The sequence below is a fragment of the Kordiimonas gwangyangensis DSM 19435 = JCM 12864 genome (assembly GCF_000375545.1).
In the GTDB taxonomy this organism is placed as follows: domain Bacteria; phylum Pseudomonadota; class Alphaproteobacteria; order Sphingomonadales; family Kordiimonadaceae; genus Kordiimonas; species Kordiimonas gwangyangensis.
On sequence record NZ_AQXF01000003.1, the window covers coordinates 551,559 to 575,185 of the forward strand.

Genomic DNA, 23,627 nt, shown 5'->3' on the forward strand with positions numbered 1-23,627 from the left:
ATATACTCAACGCAGGGAGGCTCGGGTGTACAAAGGAAAAACAATCTGGATCACAGGCGCTTCGTCAGGGATTGGTGAGGCGCTGGCCTATGAATTTGCGCGGCGGGGCGCAAAGCTTATCCTCTCCGCGCGGCGACCGGATGAACTGGAGCGCGTTAAAGCGACCGCGGGTACATATGGCAACGGCCCCGACGACATACTGGTCCTGCCACTTGATGTGACGGACGAGGCGCAGATCGCGACAGCGACGGCACAGGCCAAGGCTTTTACCGGCAGCATAGACATGCTGATCAACAACGCCGGTATCTCCCAGCGCTCCCTGTGTGTCGATACAGACATGGCAACATACCGCAAGCTTTTTGAGGTGGATGTGTTTGGGCAGATTGCACTCACCAAAGAAGTGCTGCCCATCATGCTTGCGCAGGGTAGCGGTCATATGGTCGTCACAGCCTCAGTAGCAGGCAAGATTGGTGTTAAACAGCGCACGGGTTACTGCGCCGCAAAACACGCGATGATGGGCTTCTTTGATGCTCTGCGTGCTGAGGTGGAAGACAGTGGCATTCAGGTTAGCACCATCACGCCCGGCTTTATTCGCACCAATATCGCCACCCACGCCTTGAAGGGTGACGGCAGTGAATTTGGCAAGGTGGACAAGAATATCGCTGGCGGTATGGATGTGGTCGAGTGCGCCAAGGTGATCATGAAAGGGCTTGAGCGCGGCAAGCGTGAAATTCCGGTCGGTGACGGGCCGGAGATGAAAGCGCTTCTCGTCAAGCGCTTCTTCCCCAATACACTTTTCAAGATGGTCCGGAAAATGGGTTAGGCGCCTCGCCTAACCCCTCATTTCTCAGGCATCCATCCACGAACCCTTCGGAGGGCGTGGTTTGGCTGGCATGAAGCGGTCCCACCACCGTGCCTCGGGCTCAGGCCGTGGCCGTGGAAGGGGCCGTTCAAACATCACCGATGGCACCCCATTCCCCAGATCAATAAACTCGATGCTGGAGATTTTCTGGTGGTCCGGCATCAGTCGGTCGTTGATGCGGGCGTATGTCGGGCGTTTGCGGTAAACCGAACAACCGATGATGTAGACGGGCTTCCCGTTGCGGTCATTCAGCGGCAGGTAAAGCGACGAAATATCCGCATCACGTCCCTTGTGACGGTAGACCTTTTCCATCAGGTATGCTCCGCTCGGTTGCTCCAGCACCGCATCATAGAGCCGGGCTGTATTCTCATATAGGTCAGGGCTTGTAAGGTCGAAGGCGTTGAAACCAGCCATCGGGTTTTGCCAAAGCGCGGGCGCGCTTGTGCCGATCATTGAAACCTGCACATCGAACCTGTCCACACGTTTCAAAAGTGAGATGCGTGGCAACAGTTCATGCAGTTCAGCAAGGTTCAAAGTCTGGCGTGCGGGGATGCGCGCGCTGCCTTCGCGCGGCAACTCGTGCCAGTAGTTAAGCAACTGCTCCAAAACACCGGAAACGGGCACTAGCGCCTCCTCTTCCTGTTGGCCAAAGGAACTCAACCAAGGTTAAGGATGCGGGTATCAGATGACGCTTTCAAGACAAGAGAGCTGACCTATTTCTGGCCCATTTTTTGCCGTTCCTCAAATACCTGAATCTGCTGTGTGATTCCATCAGCGATGTCGTTCGGGATGGGGAAGGTGAGATGGTACTGAGAAATTTTCCAGCCGTCATTCGCGCGAATCAGCACGCCGGTACCCCGGCTTGTCCCGTATTTCGAATTGCTGAGCAGCTCGTCAAACCAGGCACTGTTTCCATCAGGCGTGAAATTGATGTGGCGCTCGGTGACGGTATATGTCCAGCCCTTAGTAGGAGTGGCATAGGACTGGAAAGTCTCCTTGTCCCAGCGCTCGCTCGCATCAGTGCCGAGAAAAATGGCGTCGTCACTCATCAGGCCAAAGTAGGTTTCCCAGTCAGCTTTTGACGCGGCGGTATGATAGGCGTCAAGCGTTTCGGACACTGCCTGTTTGTCACTGTCAGATGCGAAGGCACTGAAGCAAAGAGTTAAAATGGCAATAGAAGCAATGAGGTAGCGCATTTTCTTCTCCTGTAGACTTAGTGCGCACGGCGCTTGATGTCGCGACTCTTCAGGCGCTCAAGATAGCTTTTAAGGTCTGACTTCAACTCTGGCGCCATTAGGTAAATGCCGATGATATTCGGGATTGCCATAAGGAAAAAGAGGCTGCTCATCAGCGTGTAAACTTCATCCAGCGTAAAGACGGCACCGGGGATGATGGCCGTACAATACACCACTTTGTATAGCGTCATCGACCGGGTGCTGCCGCCAAAAATGAACTCCCAGATCTTGCTCGAATAATAGCCCCAGCTGACGATAGTTGAAAAGCCAAACAGGAAAGCTGCAACTGCCAGCACCCATGGGAACCAACTGATTATCTTACCGAATGCGCTGGCCGTCAGCGCCACCCCCTCCACACCGTCGGCCGATTGGTATACGCCGGTGATCACAATCACGAGGGCGGTCATGGTGCACACAACGACGGTATCGATAAACGGCTCCATCAGCGCAACCATGCCTTCTGACATGGGCTCATCTGTCTTGGCCGCTGCGTGTGCCATGGTGGCGGAGCCAAGGCCTGCTTCGGTTGAATAAACCGCGCGCTGCATGCCAATGACGATAACACCCAGAATACCGCCGGCAACGCCCTCTGGGCGGAACGCGCCGTCAATGATGGTGGCAACGGCCGCGGGCAATTGGTCGATATTGCCAAGGATGATGGTGAGGGCCGCTGATATGTAGATGAAGGCCATCAGCGGAACGAGCTTGGCGGTCACGCTAGCGATGGAGCGAATGCCGCCTACAATCACAACTGCGGTGAGTGCGGCAAGCACGATACCAAAAAGCCACTGATAGAGTGTGCTGTCCACCTCCGTGACGACAGTGATCGCCTCGTAAATCTGATTCACCGTCGCGACCTGAAGGAGCGACGGCAGCGCCAGAAGCGCATAAGACCAGCCGAGGAAGAGGCCAAGCTTTACCCAGCCGCGTGCCGCAAGGCCGCGTTTGAGATAGTGCATCGGGCCGCCCGAAACGGTGCCGTCCTCATGCACTTCGCGGTATTTTACACCAAGCGTACATTCGGCGAATTTGAGGGTCATGGCGCAAAGACCGATCAGGATCATCCAGAATGTTGCGCCGGGACCACCTAGCGAGATGGCGGCCGCCACACCGGCGATATTGCCAAGCCCAACGGTACCCGAAAGCGCGGTTGATAGCGCCTGGAACTGCGTTACCTCTCCCACGGCATTCGGGTTCTGGTAGTCGCCGCGGGCCACGCGCCACGCACGGCCAAAACTGGTGAGGTTAATGAAGCCAAAATAAAGCGTCAGCAGCACCATCGGTGCGCCCATCCAGATCACGATGGGTTTTACGCTGGCGCCGAACAAATCCACGGACATGAAAACAAAGGCGTCTAGGTCATGGATCAACTCGGACATCAGCCCAATGAAATCGCCTCGCTCAAGCGCACTTTCCTGCGCCAGTGCAGGTGTTCCCAGAACGAATATGGATGCGGCAAGCAGTGCAAGCGCCGCCAGTTGGCTGCCTTTTTTTCGCAACACGACCTCTCCCCAGAGATTTTATGCAGTATTTTTATGCTCTCGACACTAGGCGAGGGGGGCGGGAGAAGGAAGCGTTAAATCAGCTCGGCTCGTAACCGGCGTGCGATGTGCGAATAAATTGATGCGTCTTGGCATGGCGATAGGAAAAGGGCCGGAAACCCGGCCCTTTGCTAACGGATAGTACTTCGAAGGATCAGCGCATCACATTCTCAAGTCCGAACCGAACCGAACCAAAGCTTGTGGTCCCGTGGGGCGGACGTGGTGCCTGAATGTTTACACCGGTTTGTTCCTCCATGTCCCAGTGGAAACTGTATTTCACCGGCTCAGCGCTTTCGCCCGCAGGCAGGAAACGGAAGTTCTGAATGGCATTAAGGGCCACACGTTCAAATTCAGAGCTGCTGGTGCTGGCGACCACAGCTGCGTTTTGAACCGAGCCGTCATTCGCGACAGTGAATTCCAAGGTGACGTCGCCGCGGGTCTGGCCCTTGGTTTGCGCAGCTTTGCCGCGGAAGCTCGGGTTGCGGCCATACAGCGGAATGTTGGTGGCTTCGGCCGCGTTGAATTGGCCAGAGGCCGCGAAGTTGCGCACAAGCTCCGCCGCTTTTTCGCTCTCGCGGCGCTGCTCATAGGCGTAAACAAGCAAGGTGTTGCCGACCACAACCTCCTTCTCCGCACCCTCAGTAGTTTTGAGCGATGCGAGTGCGCCTTCCAGTAGTTCGGCGGCATCCTTGGTGTGACCCTGCATGATCAGCGCCTTGGCTAGCCAGATCTCAGCTTTCGCCGCGCTCTTGCTGTCGCCGGCTTGCTGAAAAGAAGCCACTGCCTTCTTGAGAAGGTTTTTGGCATAGCGGAATTTATCAGCAGCAATCGCGGTATAGCCAAGCCCGGTGTAGAGTTCACCTTTGTCCGCACTGGTCAGGTTGTCTGACTTCAGCGCTTCCTTGTAGACCGACATGGCTTCCTTGAAGTCGCCAGCGCAGGTGAGATTCTCAGCGTGCGCGGCAAGCGATGCTGCGCGAGCTGCGTCAGCCGCTGCGCCGGCGTTGGAGGAGCATTCCTGTTCAATGTACAGGCGTTCAATGCCGTTGAAACCATGGCTCTTGTCCACCAACTGCTCCCCAAAAGCAGCCGATGTCAGGGCGGTGGAAAGTGCAACTACAGCGAGGTGTTTGTGCATGGATTTTCCTTTCCTCTCGAATAAGCAGGTTTCAATCTTAGCGTTAAAATTGCGATAACGTAAAGGTTGAAAAAATATTTCAAGGGGAAAGTGAAAGTTGATTTGCTTAATGGGCGATGCAGGAGGCGCACAGCTTGAAGGGCCGATGATCGTGGGCCGCACCACAGCAATATCAGAAGACAGTGCACGCATTACGGTCGCTCGCCGATTGGTATATGCACTATGGAATGTGGTTTATTTCTCGCCGAAGCGGGGCATGAGTTCAATGAAATTGCAAGGCCGGTAGCGATTGTCGAGTTGCGTGCTCAGGATTTTGTCCCAGCCGTCTTTCACGGCACCCGTAGAGCCGGGCAGGGCAAAGAGAAGCGTAGTGCCTGCAATCCCGCCGGTGGCGCGGCTCTGGATCGTGCTGGTGCCGATGGTTTCATAGGACAGCATGCGGAACAGCTCACCAAAGCCGGGTATGGCCTTTGTATAGAGCGCTTCAAAACATTCAGGCGTGATATCGCGCCCGGTAATACCCGTGCCGCCGGTCGAAATCACCACCTGCACGTCCTTGTCGTCAATCCATTTGTAAAGCTGTGCGGTGATGGCGTCGCTTTCGTCACGCACAATCACGCGGTCCGCCAAAATGTGGCCAGCTTCCTCAATGCGTGCTGCAAGCGTGTCGCCGGAACGGTCGTCCTCGAAGGTGCGGGTGTCCGAGACGGTCATCACCGCAATGCGGGCAGGGATGAACGGGCGTGTTTCATCAATCATCGGCACTGGACGTATTTCCTGTGTAGACTTTGGTCAGCGCACGCTGGTGCGCGAGGGCGGTTTCCTCGGTATCAAGGAGTTCAAGCGTTGGCCACGCACCTGAGGCGATAGCATCAAGGCTCGGTGTGTCCTGCCCGAGCCTCATACGGTAGAGCCAGAAGTTAGCCATCACGCGCTCGATATAGCTGCGGGTTTCATAGAAGCCGATGGACTCGATAAACAGCAGAGGGTCGGTGCCGTAGGTCACTTCCTTGTGCCAGCCCATCAGGCTGCCCGGGCCACCATTATAAGCGGCGAGCGCCATGAAAAGGTTGCCCTCCACATAGTCCATGTCGAGCAGATATTCGATATATTGCTGGCCAAGCGCAATGTTGAACTCGGGCTCATAGAGCCGGTCACGGTTGCGCTTCAGAAGCTTCCTGTTCTTGCTGATGTAGCTCGCTGTTGCTGGCATTACCTGCATAAGGCCGCCCGCACCCGCACGGCTTTTCGCGCGGATACGGAAGTCACTTTCCTTGCGGACCATGGCAAAAATCAGCGCGCGATCAAGCGTGAAGCCCCCCGCGGGGGCCCAGTCAGGCAGCGGATAGCGCACGGCGGTCGAAGCTGGTTTGCCGGTACCACCCGCGCGGCCAAGGCGAATCTGGATATTAGGCAGGTTCAAACGCGCCGCGAGGGCGAGTAGGTCTTCCTGCACGGTGGTGCCTTCGCGGCCCCACAGCAGGCGCAGTTCCTCGTCCGCAATATCGTCCCGGCCAATCTCTGTGAGCGCGATGGCCCGCTGTGTCGCCGAATGTTTCCATAGCTTGTTCATCGCCGATTGCGACAGGGCAGGCACGGACCAATCAATTTCGGGTTTGATGCCAAGTTGTCGCGCAGCAATCAGGCCATAGAAGGTTTCAACATAGTTGCTGGCGGCGATCAGATGTTCCGCGCCCTGGCTTGCGTTCCCAAGCCTGTAGGCCGCACGTCCCGCCCAGAACTCACCGGCTGACAAAAGCCAGTTGCCCGCGCGTTCGGATTTGGCGAGATGCGCGAAGTGTTCATAAGCTTGGGCGATATCACCGGTGCGCCAGTTGGAAAGGCCTGCAATCCAGTCCACCTCCGGCACGATCTCGCGCGCAAGTTCAGCTGCCCGTGTTGCGAGCACCCGGGCCTTGAAGTCATTCGATTTATAGTAGTAGCTGGAGGAAATACGCTCAAGCGCCTCGGCTTCTTCATAGGGCACCAGAAGGCCGCGTTCCACCATAGCCCAGTAACGCTTCTCTGCACGCTCAGGCTCGCCCTTGCGGACATAACGGCGCACGTTCGCCATGAAGGTGCTGACTGAATTGCGCTCGTCACGGGTGCGGCTTGGCAGCGGTGGCTTTGGGTCAGCGGACTGGCCGGTCACACCGGGGTAGCGGGTATCAGCAGGACGCTGCGGCGGGCTTGCCTTGCCCTGGCGGCGCCGTGCAAGGCTATAGACGCGCCAAGCGTTCGGATGATCGGCATACCGGGAGAGCCAGTTCGAGAGCTCGGAATATTTGCTGCGGTATCCGGTCGGGTGCATATAACGCTGGAACCAGACATGGCCCATCAGCACAGGGTTGTCGAGGCGTGCGATCAGCTTGTCAGCCTGTTTCCACTTCGCCTGTTCCTGTAGCTCAAAGATGCTGCGGTAGCGATTGACATCTTCTTCACTGAGGACATTCGGAACTTCGGCAGGCGCAGCCATTGCTGGCCCGGTGAAGGCGGTGACAACAAACATCAAACCAAGGACGGCGGCACGTAAACTCATGACGACTGCAATTTCCTCTTAACTGCAAGCAGGTCACGCCACGCCAGTCCCTTGAGGGCCGGTTGGCGTAGGAGATAAGCAGGGTGATAGGCCGGTAATGCGGCGAATTTCTGACCGCGGATGTCAATCTCGCGCCAGCGGCCACGCAAGCGGGTGATGCCGTCTTCGGTGCCCAGAAGCGCCTTGGCGGACACACCGCCCAGCATCAGTACCGCCTTGGGCGCGGCAAGCTCAATATGCTTGCGAATGAAGGGCAGGCACATGGTAATGACGGCCTGGTCCGGCGTGCGATTCCCGAGCGGGCGCCACGGCACCACGTTCGAGATGTAAACATCTTTGTCGCGGCTCATGCCCGAGGCATTCAGCATCTTGTCCAGCAGTTGGCCGGAGACGCCAACAAACGGTTTGCCCTGCTGGTCCTCATCCGCGCCCGGCGCTTCGCCGACAATCATCAGCGGTGCGCCGCGTGTGCCGTCAGCGAACACAGTATTTTTCGCGGAACGCTTCAGGAGGCCGCCATCAAAGGCGTTCAGCGCAGCTTCAAGCTCATCAAGGGTTTTGCACGACGCCACCACACTTTCGGCGGCTGCCTGCCCGGCACCGGCGATGGCTTGCACCGGGCGCGCCTCCACACGGCGGGGGCCGGTACCTGCTTGCATCTGTACACCGGGCCGCGACTGTTGCACACGCGGGCTGGCGCCAGATTGCTGCGTTGGTGGTTGTTGCACTGTTGCCGCCTGCGGGGCAGGGGCCGTGAAGCGGTCGACACATTCGTCATCAATAGCCTCATCCGCCCCCATGGCAATGTGCCATGCGAGCAGGGTGGCTGCGTCCATATTGTGAAGGCCGGTGTCCTGCATGTTGTCCTGACTGAATCAACTTTCCATTACGACTATACAGGGCTGCGGGACGGATTTGCATTCACTTTTTGCCGTGAATTTTGTGCCATTTGGACGTCGCGGCAAGCTGGCCTTACGCTCCGGCAAAGAATTAAACACCTGCAAGCGTTTGACGTTTAGCCCGCACACGGGCATAAACACTTGAAATCTGGCATCTGCGGTCCAGTTTCCGATCATGAAACGCCCGGGCATGATGCCAGAACGGTGTAGGACCGGATTTAGGGAAGTTTGAAGGAGCGGTGCATGGAACGCGAATCCATGGAATTTGACGTTGTGATCGTTGGCGGTGGCCCCGCTGGCCTCTCAGCAGCAATCCGCCTGATGCAACTGGCTCAGGAAAAAGAACAGGAACTGATGGTCTGCGTGATCGAGAAGGGCTCCGAAATCGGGGCACATATCCTCTCGGGCGCGGTGGTGGACCCGATTGCTCTCAACGAGCTGATCCCGGACTGGAAAGACAAGGGTGCGCCCTTGAATACGCCAGTGACCGAAAACCATCACTGGATTCTGTCAGAGACCGGCAAGACCGAGTTTCCGCACTTTCTGCTGCCGCCACTGCTGTCGAACGACGGCATGTATACGCTTTCGCTTGGCAACTTCACCCGCTGGCTTGCTGAGCAAGCCGAAGCCATGGGTGTGGAGATCTACCCGGGTTTCGCGGGCGCGGAGGTGCTCTATCATGAAGACGGCCGTGTTAAAGGTGTGGCAACCGGCGACATGGGCGTCGCGCGCGACGGCAGCCACAAGTCGGGCTACGAGCCGGGCATGGAACTGCATGCGAAATACACACTCTTTGCGGAAGGTTGTCGCGGTTCGCTCACCAAGGGTCTCGAAAAGAAATTCGGCCTGCGTGCTGATAGCGACCACCAGACCTATGGCATCGGCATCAAGGAACTGTGGGATATCGACCCCGCCAAGCACAAGCCGGGCCGTGTGATCCACAGTCAGGGCTGGCCGCTGACGGAAGATGCTGGTGGTGGTTTCATCTACCACCAGGAAAACAATCAGGTCGCCATCGGTTTTGTGGTCACGCTTGACTATCAGAACCCGTATCTCTCGCCATTTGATGAGATGCAGCGCTTCAAGAACCACCCTGCGGTTCGTGAAATCCTCGAAGGTGGTCGCCGCGTTGCTTACGGCGCGCGTGCGATCAACGAAGGTGGCCTGCAGTCCGTGCCGAAGCTCAGCTTCCCGGGCGGTGCGCTCATCGGCTGTGCGGCTGGTTTCGTGAACGTACCGCGCATCAAGGGCAGCCATAACGCCATGAAGTCCGGCATGCTGGCGGCTGAAGCGGCGTTTGATGCGGTTGTGGCCGGGTCTGCTGGTGAAGTTGAACTCACGTCCTATCAAGAAGCGTTCAAAAACAGCTGGATTTACAAAGACCTGCACCGCGTACGCAACGTGCGCCCGGCGCTGTCGAAGTTCGGCGTTACCCTTGGTACGCTCTACGCCGGTATGGACATGTGGCTCAACAACATCGGCCTTGGTTTCCTCGTGCCGTGGACGTTCAAGCATGGCCACAAGGATAACGAAGCGACCAAGAAGGCAGCAAACGCCAAGCCGATCGATTATCCGAAGCCAGACGGAAAAATTACCTTTGACAAACTTTCGTCGGTATTCCTCTCTAATACCAACCATGAGGAAGATCAGCCGATCCACCTGACGCTCAAGGACCCGACGGTACCGGTTGAGATCAACCTCAAGGACTACGCAGGCCCTGAACAGCGCTACTGCCCGGCGGGTGTGTACGAGTTTGTGGAAGGGGACAGTGGAGACAAGCGTCTGCAAATCAACGCGCAGAACTGTGTTCACTGCAAAACCTGTGATATCAAGGATATAACACAGAATATCAATTGGGTGGTGCCAGAGGGCGGCGGAGGCCCGAACTACCCGAATATGTAGCGAGTATAGCAAAGGGGCATGATGAAGCCTTCACGTTCGATCCTATTGGCACTGGCACTTGCGGCTTGTACGTCGGAAGTGCCGGAAAAACAGGTGGCAGCACCTGTCAGTGGCCCTCTCCATAGCGAGTTCGAGGAAACCGATGAAGGCAAAAGCTTCTACGGCCCCTTTGTAGCTGCGACCCTCGCACACCATGATGAAAATTACACAAGGGCAGCGCGTTATTATCTGGACGCGCTGAACCTTGACCCCGACAGCCAGTTCGTGGCTGACCGCGCCTTTTTCCAGCTCCTTTATGCTGGCAGGCCGGATGACGCGGCCCGGGTGGCCGCTGAAATCCTCGCAAAACCGGATGCGCCGCAGGATGACCTCATCCGCATGATGTATGTGCTTGAGGCATACAAGCGGGATGACTGGCCAGAAGTGCGTGAACGCCTGAAAGCTAGCGGCAACACCGGTTTCAGCTTCCTTGTGACCCCCATCCTGCAGGCGTGGAGCTATGCGGCGGAAGGCAACAGGGGCGACGCATTGGCGACGCTCGATGCGCTGCTGTCCGACCCGCGTCTCAAGGGGATTGGGGAAGAGCAGGTTGCCTATATTCTCGATCATCTTGGTGACTATGAAGGCGCGAAAGCTGCCTATGAGAAGATCGTGGCGGCAGAGCGCCCGACCTCATTCCAGCCCATCGTATCCTACGCCTATATGATGTACCGCGCGGGCTTTAAGGCCGATGCTCGCGCTTTCCTTGGTGAACAAACAGCCCGTTTTGGCGACAATGGCTTCCTGATGCGGGAAGGCATGCGCATTACGGCGGGCTACGCGCCCACGCAGGATACCAGCACGCCGCGCGGCGCTGCGGGGTCAGTGTTCTATGGTCTGGGGACCGAATTTGCGCAAGGCCAGTCCATGCAGGCGGGTGTGGTTTACCTCCGTGTCGCCTCCTACATGATGCCGGAGGTGGCGGAGACATACATCATGCTGGGTGGGCTTCTGGAGAAGCTTGGCATTCATGAAGCGGCGGCAACAACCTATTCGGCCGTGGCGCCTACAAGCCCGCTCAGGGAGCTGGCGGAACTCAAGCGCATTGGCGCGCTGCGTGCCGCCGGTGACGGTGCGGGGGCCGAAGCACTTGTGCGCTCTGGCCTGCGGGAGAACCCTAATAACAGCACGCTCCTCGCCACCCTCGCGGACATGCTGCGCGAGAAGGAGCAGTTTCAGGAAGCGGCGGTGCGTTACGGGCAGGTGATTGACCAGATCAGGCAGCCCGGCGCGCGGGACTGGTTTGTCTTCTTCGCTCGTGGTGTCTGTTATGAACGTATGGGCGACTGGGCTAAGGCTGAGACTGACCTTGTGACAGCCCTGCGTCTCAACCCCGGAGAACCCAGTGTTCTCAATTATCTGGGCTATAGCTGGATTGACCGCGGCATGAACGTGGACCGCGCTAAGGATATGATCAAACAGGCGGTCGAGCAGCGCCCGGATGACGGTTTTGTGGTGGATAGCCTTGGCTGGGTACATTATCTGACCGGTAACTATGATGACGCGGTGACTGAGCTTGAGAAAGCTGTGAAGCTTGAGCCAAATGACCCTACCATCAATCACCATCTGGGCGATGCCTATTGGCGTGTTGGCCGCAAGATCGAGGCGCGCTTCCAGTGGCGTCATGCGCTTGATAATGGCCCCGATGACAAGGAGCGGCCGGAACTTCTGCAGAAGCTCCAAGAAGGCCTGCCTGACCTGTCATGAGCACGGGGGCCGAGGGGCAGTCCCTAACGGTAACAGCGCCGGCCAAGGTGAACCTTTTCCTGCACATCACGGGCAGGCGGGATGATGGCTACCATCTGCTTGAAAGCCTGTTTGTGTTCACCGAATCTGGCGACCGCATCACCGTATCTCCTTCGGATCGTTTATCTTTTGCCCTCTCTGGGCCGTTTGCGGGCGCGCTAGCGGGCGGTGAGAACAACCTTGTTGTGGCTGCAGCTGAGGCGCTGGCAACCACCGCAGGCATCGCGCCCAATGTGGCGCTGAGCCTAGAGAAGAACCTGCCCGTCGCGGCTGGCATTGGCGGCGGCTCGGCGGATGCGGCGGCGACGCTTTTGGCGCTGAATGACTTCTGGAACCTTGGACTTTCGCTTGATGAGCTATCCGAAATCGCCATCCGGCTTGGCGCGGACGTGCCCGCGTGTCTGTACCAGAAACCGCTTTTTGTTCAAGGGGTTGGGGAGCGGGTGCGAGAAGTGCCGCTAGGCTTTGAAGCTGGAATTCTGCTTGCGAACCCCGGTGTTGAACTGTCTACACCCGCGGTTTTCAAGGCGTTCAAAGAAGCGGGTTCCGCCTTTGATGGCACGCTGGGGCAGGGCGTATCGCCTTGGGATTCGCTGGAGATGCTTGGCCTGAACACCCGAAATTCGCTTGAGGTTCCGGCGGTTGCTGCATGCCCTGAAGTGGCGGAAGTGCTGGCATTTTTGCGTAGTCTTGAGGGTGTGCAGATGGTGCGCATGTCCGGTAGCGGCGCCACATGCTTCGCGCTGCTCGAGAGCCTTGAGGCTGCCGCGGAAGCATTGAAAACTGCGGAAAAAAGCCAGCCCGGCTGGTGGTTTATGGCTGACCGTGTGGTGACCGGCTAGGCACACCAGGTGGTGCCCATCGGTCACAAACGCAAAATTCCACAAAAGCGTAAAAAAAGGTCTTTACAGGCAGGGGCAGTTTGACTAAAACCGCGCCACACGCCAGTTGGGGCGTCGCCAAGCGGTAAGGCATCGGTTTTTGGTACCGACATGCGGAGGTTCGAATCCTCCCGCCCCAGCCACTCTCCCCTTTCTCCTGAAATCTCAAAAATGTGTGCAAAACCTGTGCGGGATATGTGCGGCATTTGTGCATGAAGTGTGCGAACTTTTCGCGTATCCGCACATGCTTTGAGCTATGCGAAAAATGCATATCAGCTCGGCTCGAAAAATGTTTATTTCACATAGCTGCGATAATCCTGAAACAGATCGGGTCCATAAAGGCCTCGCGTCAGAGAAGACGCCAGAATTCATGTTTCAGGAGCAGATGAAATGTCCTTCCCGGTGTTGAAAACCGCAGTCCTTTCCGCAGCGCTTGCCGCTGTCTCCCTGCCTGCCGTGGCAGGTAACGATGCTGCCGGTCAGGCAGTCTGGGCAAATGAAGTTCGTGAAGAGCTTGCCAAGGTTCAGCGCTACCCAAGCCGCGCGCTTGATCTCGGTATCGAGGGTACCGTGAAACTTCGTATCGATGTGTCTAAAGACGGTGACGTGACTGGCTACACTCTCGCCCAGTCCTCCGGCTCAAGCATCCTTGATGAAGCAGCGCTTCGCATGGCGAAAGACCTTGGCCGCCTGCCAGCCCGTGAGAGCGGTGACGCCCACACGGTTGTTGTACCGCTGTCGTTCAAGATTGCGGACGACAAGATGATCGCCAAGAGCGAAGACGCGCTGAGCGTATGGCGGAACAGCGTTCGTCGCCGCGTGGCAAACCGTGTTTCCTACCCGGCAGACCTTGTGGCCGAAGGTGTTGAAGGCAGCGTGAAAGTACGCCTGACTGTTGACGCTGACGGCAGCATCGCGCGTCAGGAAATCGCCCAGTCGTCGGGCCATGAGGCGCTCGACGCTGAGGCCCTTCTTCTCGCGGGCCGTATCGGCAAACTGCCGAGCCTGCCGGAAGGCCAGGAGCCGGGTGAGCTTGTTCTCCCGGTTGTCTACAAGATTTCTGAAAACCGCTAAGGCGGTTTTCACCTTTCCTCTTCCCATGACTTAAAGGGGCGGTTCCTCCCACCGCCCCTAATTTTTTTCTTATAAAAATCAAGCCGATATGCCTTGAGGCTGCCTTATCTTTCAGGCACCCTTAGAGGGAATGTACCAATAACGGGAGCATGCCATCTTGGCGCTTGATAGTAAAAATACTCTTCACATCCGGTGTGGTAGCGACATTGAGGTTGCGCTGCGCGACGCCGGATTTGAAGGCGATTTTCTCGACTTCTCAGACCCTTATTGCCAAGGCCCCCTGCATGACCTGCCGCTGGGCGACTTCATGGAAGAGCGCGCGGCTTTTATCGCAGACGCCTACCACCTGCCGCTCGCTGACGTGCGTGCGCGGGAAAAGGAGCGGTATGACGCGCTCCGTCAGGCCGCCGCGTATGAAAGCATCGTGCTCTGGTTCGAGCATGACCATTTCGACCAGCTTATCCTCGCCTATATCCTCAGGCATCTGCATGAATACCGCGACATGCCGCCGGTGGAGCTGGTGTGCGTTTATGACTATCCGGTGCTGCCGCGCTTCACCGGCCTTGGCCAGCTTGGCCCCAAGGACCTCGTGGCCGTGTGGGAAAGCCGAACCGAGGTGGGGGAGGAGCAGACAGCCCTTGGCGCAGAGGTGTGGAAAGCACTGACGGCCGATAGCCCCAAGGCGCTGGCGGAGATCGTCAAGGCTGGCACGCCTGCCGTGCCCACGATGCGGGAAGCGCTCGACCGCCATCTGGATGAACTGCCGTCCACCCGGCACGGCCTGAGCCTGACGGAGACCCTGAGCCTCCGCATGCTGGCTGAAAAACATCGCGTCAAGGCCGGGGCCATGTTCGGCCAGCTTATGTTGCGCTACGAGCCGCTGCCTTACCTCGGTGACCTGATGTACTGGTATGAGCTGGAGCGGCTGGTCGCGGGCGGCGCGGCAGAGGTGCTTGAGGACGCAGAGGCGTGGCCGGACAAGGTGCTGGGCCTCACCGAACGGGGCGAGCGCATCCTGATGACCGAAGAAGACTGGCTTGACCATATGCCCGCACCACGTTTTGTGGGCGGTGTCGAGATTGCGCCCGGACAGCCAGTGTGGCGCCGGGACACAAAAGGGAGGGTAGTATTAACAACCTGAAAGAAGGACAGACACATGGATGATGTACTCGCGCGCCTGCGTGAAATATACAAGGAGCGCTCGAACGAGCCGGACTTTGACCCGATGATCCGCATCATGCAGGGTTCGCGCGATAGCGAGGTCTGGCTTGAGGGCGACGCAGACGGCTTGATGCACATGGCGCTGCAGTGCCTGACACTCGCCAAATCCAAAAAGCCGGACGACAAATATCAGGTGGACGAAACCAACCTCGCCGCCGAAAGCTCCATCGCGCTCGTGATCAAGAAACGGCGGTAGCCGTTAGGTCACATCCGACCGGGTGCGGTATTTGCTGTCGCGCCAGATTTCTTTCTCGAGGATTTCCGCAAGGATATCGACCGCGCGGTAGACATCCTCGAACGAGAGGTAAAGCGGCGTGAAGCCGAAGCGCATATAGTTCGGCGCGCGGAAATCACCGATCACACCCCGGTCGATCAGCGCCTGCATCACGGCATAACCTTCCGCGAAGGAGAGCGAGACATGGCTGCCGCGGTTCGCGTGTTTGACCGGGGTGACAACGCCGAGGTTGTAACCCACCAGCTTTTCGCGCACGAGCGCCATGAAAAGGTCCGTCATCGCGAGGGATTTTTGCCGCACAAGCCGCATGTCCACCCCGTCAAACACCTTGAGCGCTTCTTCAAGCGCGCTGGCGGCCAGAACGCCGGTGGTGCCCACAAGCATGCGGCGAATGTCGCCCGCGGGTTCAAAGTCATCGACAAAGCTGAAGGGGTTTTTGTGGCCAAACCAGCCGGAAAGCGGCTGGCGCACGGCACCCAGATGCCGCTCCGCTACATAGAGGAAGGCAGGCGCGCCGGGGCCGCCGTTCAGGTATTTATAGCCGCATCCCACCGCGAAGTCAGCGCCCGCGCCGTTCAGGTCAACGGGCACGGCACCGGCGGAGTGGCTGAGGTCCCACACCATCAGCGCGCCCTTGGCGTGCGCCGCTGTTGTGACTTCCTTCATATCGAACATGTCAGCGGTGACATAATGCACGTGGGTCAGGAGCACCATGGCGGTGTTCTCGTCAATCGCATCCACAATCTCGGTGCGGTCTACGGTGACAAGCTCATACTCTTCACCGAGGAAGTCAGCGAGGCCCTGCATCATGTACAGGTCGGTCGGGAAATTGCCCGGCTCGGACAGGATTTTGGTCCGGCCCTTGTTCATACGGCACGCGGCAGCGGCGACCTTGAAGATGTTGACGCTTGTGCTGTCCGCCATCACCACTTCGCTTTCCTTCGCGCCCACGAGCGGCGCAATGCGCGCGCCCACGCGGGTCGGCAGGCCAATCCAGCCAGCGGTGTTCCAGCTCTTGATGAGGTCGGTGCGCCACTCGTTTTTCACCACATTGTTCACGCGGGCAAAAACGGATTTCGGCATTGGCCCAAGGCTGTTGCCGTCCATATAGATCACGCCGTGCGGCAGGTCGAACTTCTCACGCACCTCGGCCAGCGGGTCGTTTTTATCCTGATTTTGGCACCAGTCGAGCGTTGTGGGGATCATGGGATACTCCGGAGAATTGCACGGACGGGGCTGCCGTCAGCACCCGCAATTTTAAGCGGCAGGGCGATGAGTTCATAGTCGCCCGGCGGTACATCATCAAACACAAGGCCTTCAAGGATGGCCATGCCGGCGGCGTCGACGGCAAAATGCGCGTCGAGGGTTTTGCTGTCCTCGCGGTCGAGCGAGGGCACGTCAAGGCCAATAAGCTTGCAGCCGCGCGCAGCCAGCAGGCGAATGGCATCCGGGCTCATGGCCGGGAAATCGCTGTCCCAGCCGTCATGCGGGAAGGATTTGAACAGCTTGATCAGGACACGCTCGACCTTCACAGGCAGTACTGCCTCAAGGTGGTGCGGCTCGACCAGACTGCCGGACTTTACAGTGGCTGAGAGGTCAATGAGTGTGGCGGGCCCGATATAGGCATCAAGCGCAGTGGCCGCGCAGTCCACCCCGTCTTCCCGGAAGTGCAGGCGGCTGTCCGCATGGCTGCCGGTGTGGGTTGACATGGTCATGGCCGAGACATTCACCGGGCAGCCGGGTTCGATCGACCATGTGCGTTCAAGCGTAAAGGCGCTGTCACCGGGCCAGACCGGGATACCGGGGCGGATGGTTTGTGAGATATCAAAAATGCGGCTCATGGCAAAATCCCTTAAAGGCTGGTGCGCAGGGTCCAGAGTTCCGGGAAGAAGCGCAGGTCTAGGGCTTTTACGAGGTAGGAAACACCACCGGTACCGCCCGTACCGCGCTTGTAACCGATGATACGCTCAACGGTTTTCATATGCGCGAAGCGCCAGGCGTGGAAGTGATGCTCAAGGTCCACCAGTTTTTCTGCGAGCTCATAGAGGTCCCAGTATTTTTTCGGGTCGCGGTAGATGGTGAGCCACGCGGCTTCCACCTTGTCATTCGCGCTATAGGGTTCCCGCCAGTTGCGGTTCAGCACGTCATCCGGGATATCAAAGCCGCGTTTTGCCAGAAGCTGGAGGCACAGGTCATAGAAGCTGGGTTCGTCCAGCACCGTTTGCAGGCGCTGATAACGTTTCGGGTTTGCCTTGTGGGCCTCCGCCATACGTTCGGACTTGTTGCCAAGGCGGTATTCAATTTCCCGGTACTGGAAACTCTGGAAACCGGAGCTTTGGCCAAGGTCGCCCCTGAATTCGGCATAATCCGACGGGGTCATGGTGGAAAGGATTTCCCAAGACTGCTTGAGGTTGGTTTGGATACGCGCTACACGCGCCAGCATCTTGAACACGGGGCCCAAGGTGTCGGCCTTCACATGCTCCATCGCGGCGCCGATCTCATGAATGCAGCATTTCATCCACAGCTCCGACGCCTGGTGGATGATGACAAACAGCATTTCGTCGTGTTTGTCGGAAAGCGGGGTCTGGCATTCCAGCAGCTCGTCGAGCTTCAGGTAGGAGCCGTAGGAAATATCCTGATTCCAGTGGATATCCTCACCGCTGACATCGACGGCGGTGGCTGGGCCCTTGGGTGCCTCAGGCTGCTTTGACATGTTTCATCCCCTCACACACGGAATATAGCGGCCTATTTATTTTAGGCCTAAACTATTTTGATGCTAACGCGATTGCGCACAAGTTTCAATGCGCATTCGAAGGACTGTTTTTACGCACCGGTTTTAGCAAACCTCAGTCGATAACGTCCACAGCGACATCGACGGTTTTGGCAGCAACCTTGACGGGGAGAGTGATGACAGAACATGCGCTGACAAGGAAGGCGAGGGCCGCAAGGGCAAGGGTCTGGCGCATATATACTCTCCACAGGGTTTGAGAGTCCCCTATGCCCGACGCGAGTCCGCGGTACAAGGCTTTATTTGCCCGCGCGCTGCCCTATCTATTGATGGTGGTCGCGCCTGCCGCTATGGTCGGCCCCGAATTTGGTTGAGGAGTGAATATGCTGAAGGCCCAGATTGTTCCCGTTACCGCGTTTGAGCAGAATTGCAGCATCATCTGGTGTGATGAAACGATGGAAGCTGCCTTTGTCGACCCCGGAGGGGACGCTGACAAACTGCTGGACGTGGCGAAAAAGCTGGGTGTGACGCTCAAGAAAATCTTCCTCACCCACGGTCACCTTGACCATGCAGGCGGTGCGCAGCAGATCCGGGAGCAGCTTGGCCTGCCGGTCATCGGCCCGCACCGGGACGATAAATTCTGGCTCGACCAGATTGAGGAACATGCCGCCAACTACCGTATGCCGGGCCTGAGGTGCGTTGAGCCTGATGAGTGGCTCAATGATGGCGATGAGGTCACCATCGGCAATATCACGCTCAAGGTGCTGCATACGCCGGGCCACACGCCGGGGCATGTGGTGTTTTTTGAGCCCACACACAAAGTGGCTTTCGTGGGCGATGTGCTGTTCAAAGGTTCGATCGGCCGCACCGATTTCCCGCGCGGCAACCATCAGGACCTTCTTGACGCCATCACCCAAAAGCTGTGGCCGCTTGGGAACGATGTGACCTTTGTGCCGGGGCATGGTCCCTTGTCCACATTTGGCGCGGAGCGGCAGTCCAACCCTTATGTTTCCGACCGGGCGATGGCAGCGGGCTAGGGTCTCACGCCACATTCCGCGCTGGAAACAAACGGCCCCCTTTGCTATAGGGCAAATATTGAGGGGGCAGGGCGATGCGCAAATTACTAAGAAAATGGACACTCCAGCTTCGTAAGCGGCGGCTTCGGAATGAGTTTCGCTTGCGCGATTCCCATGAAGCCAAGGCGGTTGAAATTCGTTCCGCCGGGCTTGAATGCAGCAATTGCCGCGCGCCGCTCACCGGCCCGTTCTGCCATATTTGCGGCCAGCGCGATGATGACTTCAAGCGGCCCTTCTGGTCGTTGCTCCGGGAAATCCTCGATAACGTATTCTCTAGCGACAGCCGCCTGTTCAAGACCCTGTTCCTGCTGGTGCTGGTGCCCGGTGGCTTGACCCGTGCGTTTGCGCAAGGCAGGCGCGCGCAATTTGTGCCGCCACTCAGGCTATACATCACTGTCTCGATCATGTTCTTTGTCATCGTGGCCATTGCCGATGTGCTGATCCTGGATATTGACGTAAGCCCGCGCAACACGGCGGAAGAGCTGGCCGAAAAACGCAAGGAAGCCGAGGCTGAGGCGGCCAAGAAGCTTGAGGAGCTGAACCAGCAACGTGAGGAAGAGGGCCTTGAGGTCCTGCCAGTTCCGCCGACGCCTGATGACGTTCCAGAAGCCGAGCAGAAGGAAGGTGAGCCGTCGCCGGCAGAAGAGCGTGTTGAAAACGCGCGCGATGCGATCAAAAAGGCGCTTGAGGAAAACGGTGATGAAATCCCCGAAGAAGCCCGCGCGGCGCTTGAGAAAATGGCGCTTGATCCCGAAGCACTTAAGGTAAAAGTCTCGGATGACGACGACGATTTTGGCATGGAGATGCCTTATAACATCGATATCGGCATGTTTGTCGACAATGACGGCGAAGAGCATGAAGGCCTCAGGCAGGAAGACATTGACGAACGCCTGAATGACCCCGAAACGCCAGAGTTCATGAAAGACGTGATCCGCGGTGCGGCAAGGGCGCTGAGGCAGCCCGAACAGATGAACCGCCTGTTCAACGAATGGCTGCCGCGGGCGCTTTTTGTGCTGGTGCCAGTGTTTGCGCTGCTCCTGAGGCTATTCCACTGGAAGAAAGACAGGCTTTTCCTGCATCAATTGGTGTTCTCGCTGCATTTCCACAGCTTCCTTTTTCTGCTGATGACGGCGCTCATTATCATCGTACCGCGCTTTGGCGGCGATATGGGCTTTAGCGTCTTTTGGTGGGGTACGTCGCTTTACCTGATCATTGCGCTCAGGGTTGGGCAGGAACAGGGCTGGATACGCGCCTTCCTCAAGGCTGGGTTCATCTGGGTCAGCTATTTCGCCATTATGGCAACGGCCATTGGTGGTGCCGTGCTTCTGGGCTTGCGCGACCTGTAGGCAAAATAGAAAACGCACCGCGCGAGGATGCGGTGCGTTTTCCCGTTCAAGTGGCCCGCGAGGATTAGGCCGCTTGTTTGAACTCTTCCACCGCGCCCGAAAGCTGGGCTTCAGCGCCCTTGAGGCTGGCGTCCACGTCAATCGCGGTTTTATCAGCGGCGACGATGGTCACGTCCGTGATGCCGATGAAGCCAAGCACATGGCGCATATAGGTGGTGGCATAGTCATAGTCGGCGCCCACGGGTGTGCCGCCTGATGCCACAAACAGATATGCTTTCTTGCCCGTCAGCAGGCCTTCAGGGCCTTTCTCGGTATATTTGAACGTCACACCAGCGCGGGCGATCTGGTCGATCCAAGCTTTAAGCGCCGCCGGTACGCTGAAGTTATAAATCGGAACACCGATGGCGAGGATATCAGCCGCTTTCACGTCTTCGATCAGCTTGTCGGAGAGTGCGAGCAGTTGTTGCTGCTCAGTCGTGCGGGCATCAGCCGGGGTGAAGTTGGCGCCAATCCAGTCTTCCGACAGGAACGGCAGGCCGTCCGCCACATCGTGGTTCAGCACGGCAACATCGCGGCCTGCGCTGATGGTGTCGATAAAGCGGTTGGTGAAATCGCGGGTGATGGAGCCGGACTTGCGCGCACTTGCATCAACGCGGAGCACGGTCAGGTGCGAGTTCTGGGCGGTGGTCATCATACATTCCTTTCTTGAGCCTTGGCCTTGCTGGCCGGTGCGCTGTGCGCTGCTGTTGAAAGAAATGTATGATGCTTATTTTGAAACGGTAGCTGGTGTTTTGTCGACACCGTGTTGCGTATTTTGAAACACCTTCCGCCTTGACAAAATCAGCCCTCCGGCTCGAGCTCAAGCGAGGCTGAATTGGTGCAATAGCGCCGCCCTGTTGGCTGCGGCCCATCCGGGAATACATGGCCGAGGTGGCTGTCACAGCGTGCACACAGGATTTCCGTGCGGATCATGCCGTGGGACGTATCGCGCTTTTCAGCCACCGCGTCCTCGTCAATCGCGGCCCAGAAGCTGGGCCAGCCGGAGCCGCTATCGTATTTGGTTTCGCTTGAGAACAGCGGCGCCTTGCAGGCTGCACATAGGTAAGTGCCCTTGGTTTTGGTGTTCCAATAGCGGCCCGTGAAAGGTGGTTCGGTGCCGCCACAGCGGCACACCTGATACTGTTCCGGCGTCAGTTCATCACGCCATTCAGCATCGCTTTTTGTCTTGGGGTCAGACACGTTTTATTCCTTCACTTTACAGACGAAACAAACCGCATAACGCGCGTTCGGGTCATTGAACTGCGACAGGAACAGCTCCGCGCTCGACTTTAGCTCAAGCGCCGTTTTCATCATCGATGACATATGCGGCGCAAGCGAACCTTTCAGGCCACCACCCATGGAGGAGTTGAGGAAGCTTGCCAGCATCTGGTCAAAGCGGTCCGGCTGGTCGCGGTAGAAGACAACGGAATAGCTGTCCACACCGGCCGCCGCAGCAGCGGCTTTCACGGCGTCGCCAAAGTCACCAAGGTGGTCAACAAGGCCAAGCTCAAGCGCTTTGGAGCCAACCCACACACGGCCCTGTGCGATTTTGTCCACATCCTCAACCGTCATGTTGCGGCCGGTGGCCACAAGGTTGAGGAACTGGTCGTAGCCGTTCTCGATCGACTGCTGGATGATGTCCTTGGCGGTGTCGGTCATTGGGCGGGTGATGTCAAAGGCACCGGCGAGTGGGGAGGTGCCCACGCCGTCGGTGTGGATGCCGATTTTATCAAGCGTGCGCTCAAACGTTGGCACAATGCCGAAGATACCGATGGAGCCGGTGATGGTGCTTGGCGCGGCCCAGATTTCATCAGCGGTCGCGGAAATCCAGTAACCGCCCGAGGCCGCCACAGGGCCGAAGGACGCGATTACTTTGAGGCCATCTTGCTGCGCTGCCACAAGCTCCTGCCGGATCAGTTCCGACGCGAAGGAAGAGCCGCCGGGGCTGTCCACACGCAGTACAATCGCCGCTGTGTTCGGGTTGTTGCGTGCGTCGCGAATGTAACCGACCACGGTTTCCGCGGCGGTGACCGTGATCGGGCCTTCACCCATCACAATCTCACCCTGCGCGGTGATAACCGCAATCTGGTTCGGGTTCATGTTGGGTTTGTCGGTCGCGGCGAGATACGCCTCAAAATGGATCTGGTTGAAGCTGGTGCCGTCCGGCGTGGAACCGTATTCATCCATCAGCGCCTGACGCCAGTCCTGGCGCGCGGCCAGTTCGTCCACGAGACCGTTGGAGACCGCAAGCTGGGCAAAGTCACCGCCCACGGCACGCAGGTCTTCGTTCACCGTGTTCATGGCGGCAGTCAGCGCGCCGGGCTCAAGCCCACGTGCGGTCACGACGGACGTTTCATACTGTTCCCACAGGCTGTTGAGGAACGCGAGGTTCGCTTCCTTTGCAGCCGGTGACATATCGTTCCGGATGAAAGGCTCAACCGCTGACTTGTAGGTACCAACGCGGAAGACATTCACGTTGGCTTCGATCTTGTCCAGCATGTCCTTGAAATAGGTGGGGTAGGAACCGAAGCCGGTCAGCAGCACACTGCCGAGCGGGTTCATGTATACCTTGTCGGCTTCCGCGGCGATCATATAGGTGCCCTGGGAATAGGCGCTTGAGATCGCATACACCTTCTTGCCGCTGGCCTTGAAGTCGCGCAGCGCGCCCGCGATGGCGTGCAGGTGGCTGGGTGCGGCACCGAACATATTGTCCGTCAGCACAGCCACAGCCTTGATGCGACCGTCACCCTTGGCACGGTCCAGCGAGCGCAGGATATCATGCACACTGGTTTGCGGTGGTACGCTGTTGAAATCGGTGAAGAGTTCATCAAGCGGGTCGGGATATTCCGCCTGCTCGACAATCGAACCGTTTGGCCACAGTACCAGCACAGCACCGTTCGGCACCACAGGACGAGTGTCGCGGTTGCTGGCAGCGTAAAGGCCAACGAGAAAGAGAATAACCAGAAGACCGAGCGCGGTGGTGCCGAGGCCCTGAATGAATTTAAAAATGGATTTGATAATAACCCAAACGCCTTTCATGGCGATTTTCTCCAAACCTTGAAAAGAGTTGGCAACATGCCTTGATTAATAGAAGGTGCGATGCAAGCGCCCCCACGTCAAGGGGGA

General features: G+C 57.9%; 22 protein-coding genes and 1 tRNA gene. 10 read left to right on the top strand and 13 right to left on the bottom strand.

The features are described from left to right. Positions 1-25 precede the first annotated feature (25 nt). Positions 26-823, top strand: coding sequence for an SDR family oxidoreductase (locus tag B150_RS0110885; RefSeq protein ID WP_020399957.1), 798 nt, complete (start codon positions 26-28; stop codon positions 821-823). Positions 824-847: 24 nt separating this feature from the next. Here the strand turns inward: B150_RS0110885 and B150_RS0110890 are convergent, their stop codons facing one another. The 7 genes from B150_RS0110890 to B150_RS0110920 form a co-directional block, all read right to left on the bottom strand. Next, the gene (locus B150_RS0110890; RefSeq protein WP_020399958.1) at positions 848-1,486 is read right to left on the bottom strand and encodes a PAS domain-containing protein; all 639 of its coding nucleotides are present in this window, start codon (positions 1,484-1,486) and stop codon (positions 848-850) included. Between the two features lie 89 nt (positions 1,487-1,575). Continuing rightward, positions 1,576-2,058 (bottom strand): nuclear transport factor 2 family protein, encoded by a 483-nt coding sequence (locus B150_RS0110895; protein ID WP_020399959.1) that lies wholly within the window; start codon positions 2,056-2,058, stop codon positions 1,576-1,578. 17 nt (positions 2,059-2,075) lie between these two features. Beyond that, positions 2,076-3,599, bottom strand: coding sequence for an alanine/glycine:cation symporter family protein (locus B150_RS0110900; protein WP_155860027.1), 1,524 nt, complete (start codon positions 3,597-3,599; stop codon positions 2,076-2,078). A gap of 193 nt (positions 3,600-3,792) precedes the next feature. Continuing rightward, positions 3,793-4,776 (bottom strand): TonB family protein, encoded by a 984-nt coding sequence (locus tag B150_RS0110905; protein WP_020399961.1) that lies wholly within the window; start codon positions 4,774-4,776, stop codon positions 3,793-3,795. Between the two features lie 234 nt (positions 4,777-5,010). Continuing rightward, complete coding sequence (gene moaB, locus B150_RS0110910) at positions 5,011-5,535, bottom strand: molybdenum cofactor biosynthesis protein B (protein WP_020399962.1); 525 nt, start codon at positions 5,533-5,535, stop codon at positions 5,011-5,013. Next, entirely contained in the window at positions 5,528-7,315 is a 1,788-nt protein-coding gene (locus B150_RS20670) for a lytic transglycosylase domain-containing protein (protein ID WP_020399963.1), read from the bottom strand. Before B150_RS20670 ends, moaB begins: the two co-directional genes overlap by 8 nt. Beyond that, positions 7,312-8,175 (bottom strand): uracil-DNA glycosylase, encoded by an 864-nt coding sequence (locus tag B150_RS0110920; protein WP_020399964.1) that lies wholly within the window; start codon positions 8,173-8,175, stop codon positions 7,312-7,314. The genes B150_RS20670 and B150_RS0110920 overlap by 4 nt, the downstream gene beginning before the upstream one ends. Positions 8,176-8,457: 282 nt before the next feature. On the opposite strand from B150_RS0110920, the gene B150_RS0110925 reads away from it, so the two are divergent. The 7 genes from B150_RS0110925 (at position 8,458) to B150_RS0110955 (ending at position 15,273) form a co-directional block, all read left to right on the top strand. Next, a complete protein-coding gene (locus B150_RS0110925; RefSeq protein ID WP_020399965.1) occupies positions 8,458-10,116 on the top strand; it encodes an electron transfer flavoprotein-ubiquinone oxidoreductase in 1,659 nt (552 codons plus the stop codon). Positions 10,117-10,134: 18 nt separating this feature from the next. Further along, complete coding sequence (locus tag B150_RS0110930; protein WP_040565333.1) at positions 10,135-11,862, top strand: tetratricopeptide repeat protein; 1,728 nt, start codon at positions 10,135-10,137, stop codon at positions 11,860-11,862. Continuing rightward, the gene (locus B150_RS0110935) at positions 11,859-12,743 is read left to right on the top strand and encodes a 4-(cytidine 5'-diphospho)-2-C-methyl-D-erythritol kinase (protein WP_020399967.1); all 885 of its coding nucleotides are present in this window, start codon (positions 11,859-11,861) and stop codon (positions 12,741-12,743) included. Before B150_RS0110930 ends, B150_RS0110935 begins: the two co-directional genes overlap by 4 nt. Positions 12,744-12,850: 107 nt before the next feature. Beyond that, positions 12,851-12,925, top strand: a tRNA-Gln gene (locus tag B150_RS0110940). A gap of 247 nt (positions 12,926-13,172) precedes the next feature. After that, complete coding sequence (locus tag B150_RS0110945) at positions 13,173-13,856, top strand: TonB family protein (RefSeq protein WP_020399968.1); 684 nt, start codon at positions 13,173-13,175, stop codon at positions 13,854-13,856. A gap of 157 nt (positions 13,857-14,013) precedes the next feature. Further along, the gene (locus B150_RS20675; protein WP_020399969.1) at positions 14,014-14,997 is read left to right on the top strand and encodes a DUF1835 domain-containing protein; all 984 of its coding nucleotides are present in this window, start codon (positions 14,014-14,016) and stop codon (positions 14,995-14,997) included. 15 nt (positions 14,998-15,012) lie between these two features. Beyond that, entirely contained in the window at positions 15,013-15,273 is a 261-nt protein-coding gene (locus B150_RS0110955) for a hypothetical protein (RefSeq protein WP_020399970.1), read from the top strand. 3 nt (positions 15,274-15,276) lie between these two features. Here the strand turns inward: B150_RS0110955 and kynU are convergent, their stop codons facing one another. The 3 genes from kynU to kynA are packed head-to-tail and all read right to left on the bottom strand — an operon-like array spanning position 15,277 to position 18,025. Continuing rightward, positions 15,277-16,518, bottom strand: a complete 1,242-nt coding sequence (gene kynU, locus B150_RS0110960) for a kynureninase (RefSeq protein ID WP_020399971.1) — start codon at positions 16,516-16,518, stop codon at positions 15,277-15,279. Next, complete coding sequence (kynB, locus tag B150_RS0110965; protein WP_020399972.1) at positions 16,515-17,153, bottom strand: arylformamidase; 639 nt, start codon at positions 17,151-17,153, stop codon at positions 16,515-16,517. Before kynB ends, kynU begins: the two co-directional genes overlap by 4 nt. An 11-nt stretch (positions 17,154-17,164) precedes the next feature. Further along, on the bottom strand, positions 17,165-18,025 hold the full coding sequence (kynA, locus tag B150_RS0110970; RefSeq protein ID WP_020399973.1) for a tryptophan 2,3-dioxygenase: 861 nt from the start codon (positions 18,023-18,025) through the stop codon (positions 17,165-17,167). A 398-nt stretch (positions 18,026-18,423) separates the two neighbouring features. Here kynA and B150_RS0110980 point away from each other — a divergent pair, with 398 nt between their 5' ends. Together B150_RS0110980 and B150_RS22400 are read left to right on the top strand one after the other, a co-directional pair. Beyond that, positions 18,424-19,077 (top strand): MBL fold metallo-hydrolase, encoded by a 654-nt coding sequence (locus tag B150_RS0110980; RefSeq protein ID WP_020399975.1) that lies wholly within the window; start codon positions 18,424-18,426, stop codon positions 19,075-19,077. A gap of 74 nt (positions 19,078-19,151) precedes the next feature. Then, complete coding sequence (locus tag B150_RS22400; protein WP_081611416.1) at positions 19,152-20,462, top strand: DUF3667 domain-containing protein; 1,311 nt, start codon at positions 19,152-19,154, stop codon at positions 20,460-20,462. Positions 20,463-20,526: 64 nt separating this feature from the next. Here the strand turns inward: B150_RS22400 and B150_RS0110990 are convergent, their stop codons facing one another. The 3 genes from B150_RS0110990 to sppA form a co-directional block, all read right to left on the bottom strand. Then, positions 20,527-21,153 (bottom strand): FMN-dependent NADH-azoreductase, encoded by a 627-nt coding sequence (locus tag B150_RS0110990; RefSeq protein ID WP_020399977.1) that lies wholly within the window; start codon positions 21,151-21,153, stop codon positions 20,527-20,529. 149 nt (positions 21,154-21,302) lie between these two features. Then, positions 21,303-21,701 carry a peptide-methionine (R)-S-oxide reductase MsrB gene (msrB, locus tag B150_RS23475; protein ID WP_020399978.1) on the bottom strand — a complete coding sequence of 133 codons (399 nt, stop codon included), beginning with the start codon at positions 21,699-21,701 and terminating at the stop codon, positions 21,303-21,305. Between the two features lie 3 nt (positions 21,702-21,704). Continuing rightward, positions 21,705-23,540 (bottom strand): signal peptide peptidase SppA, encoded by a 1,836-nt coding sequence (gene sppA / locus B150_RS0111000; RefSeq protein ID WP_026168325.1) that lies wholly within the window; start codon positions 23,538-23,540, stop codon positions 21,705-21,707. Positions 23,541-23,627: the final 87 nt, after the last annotated feature.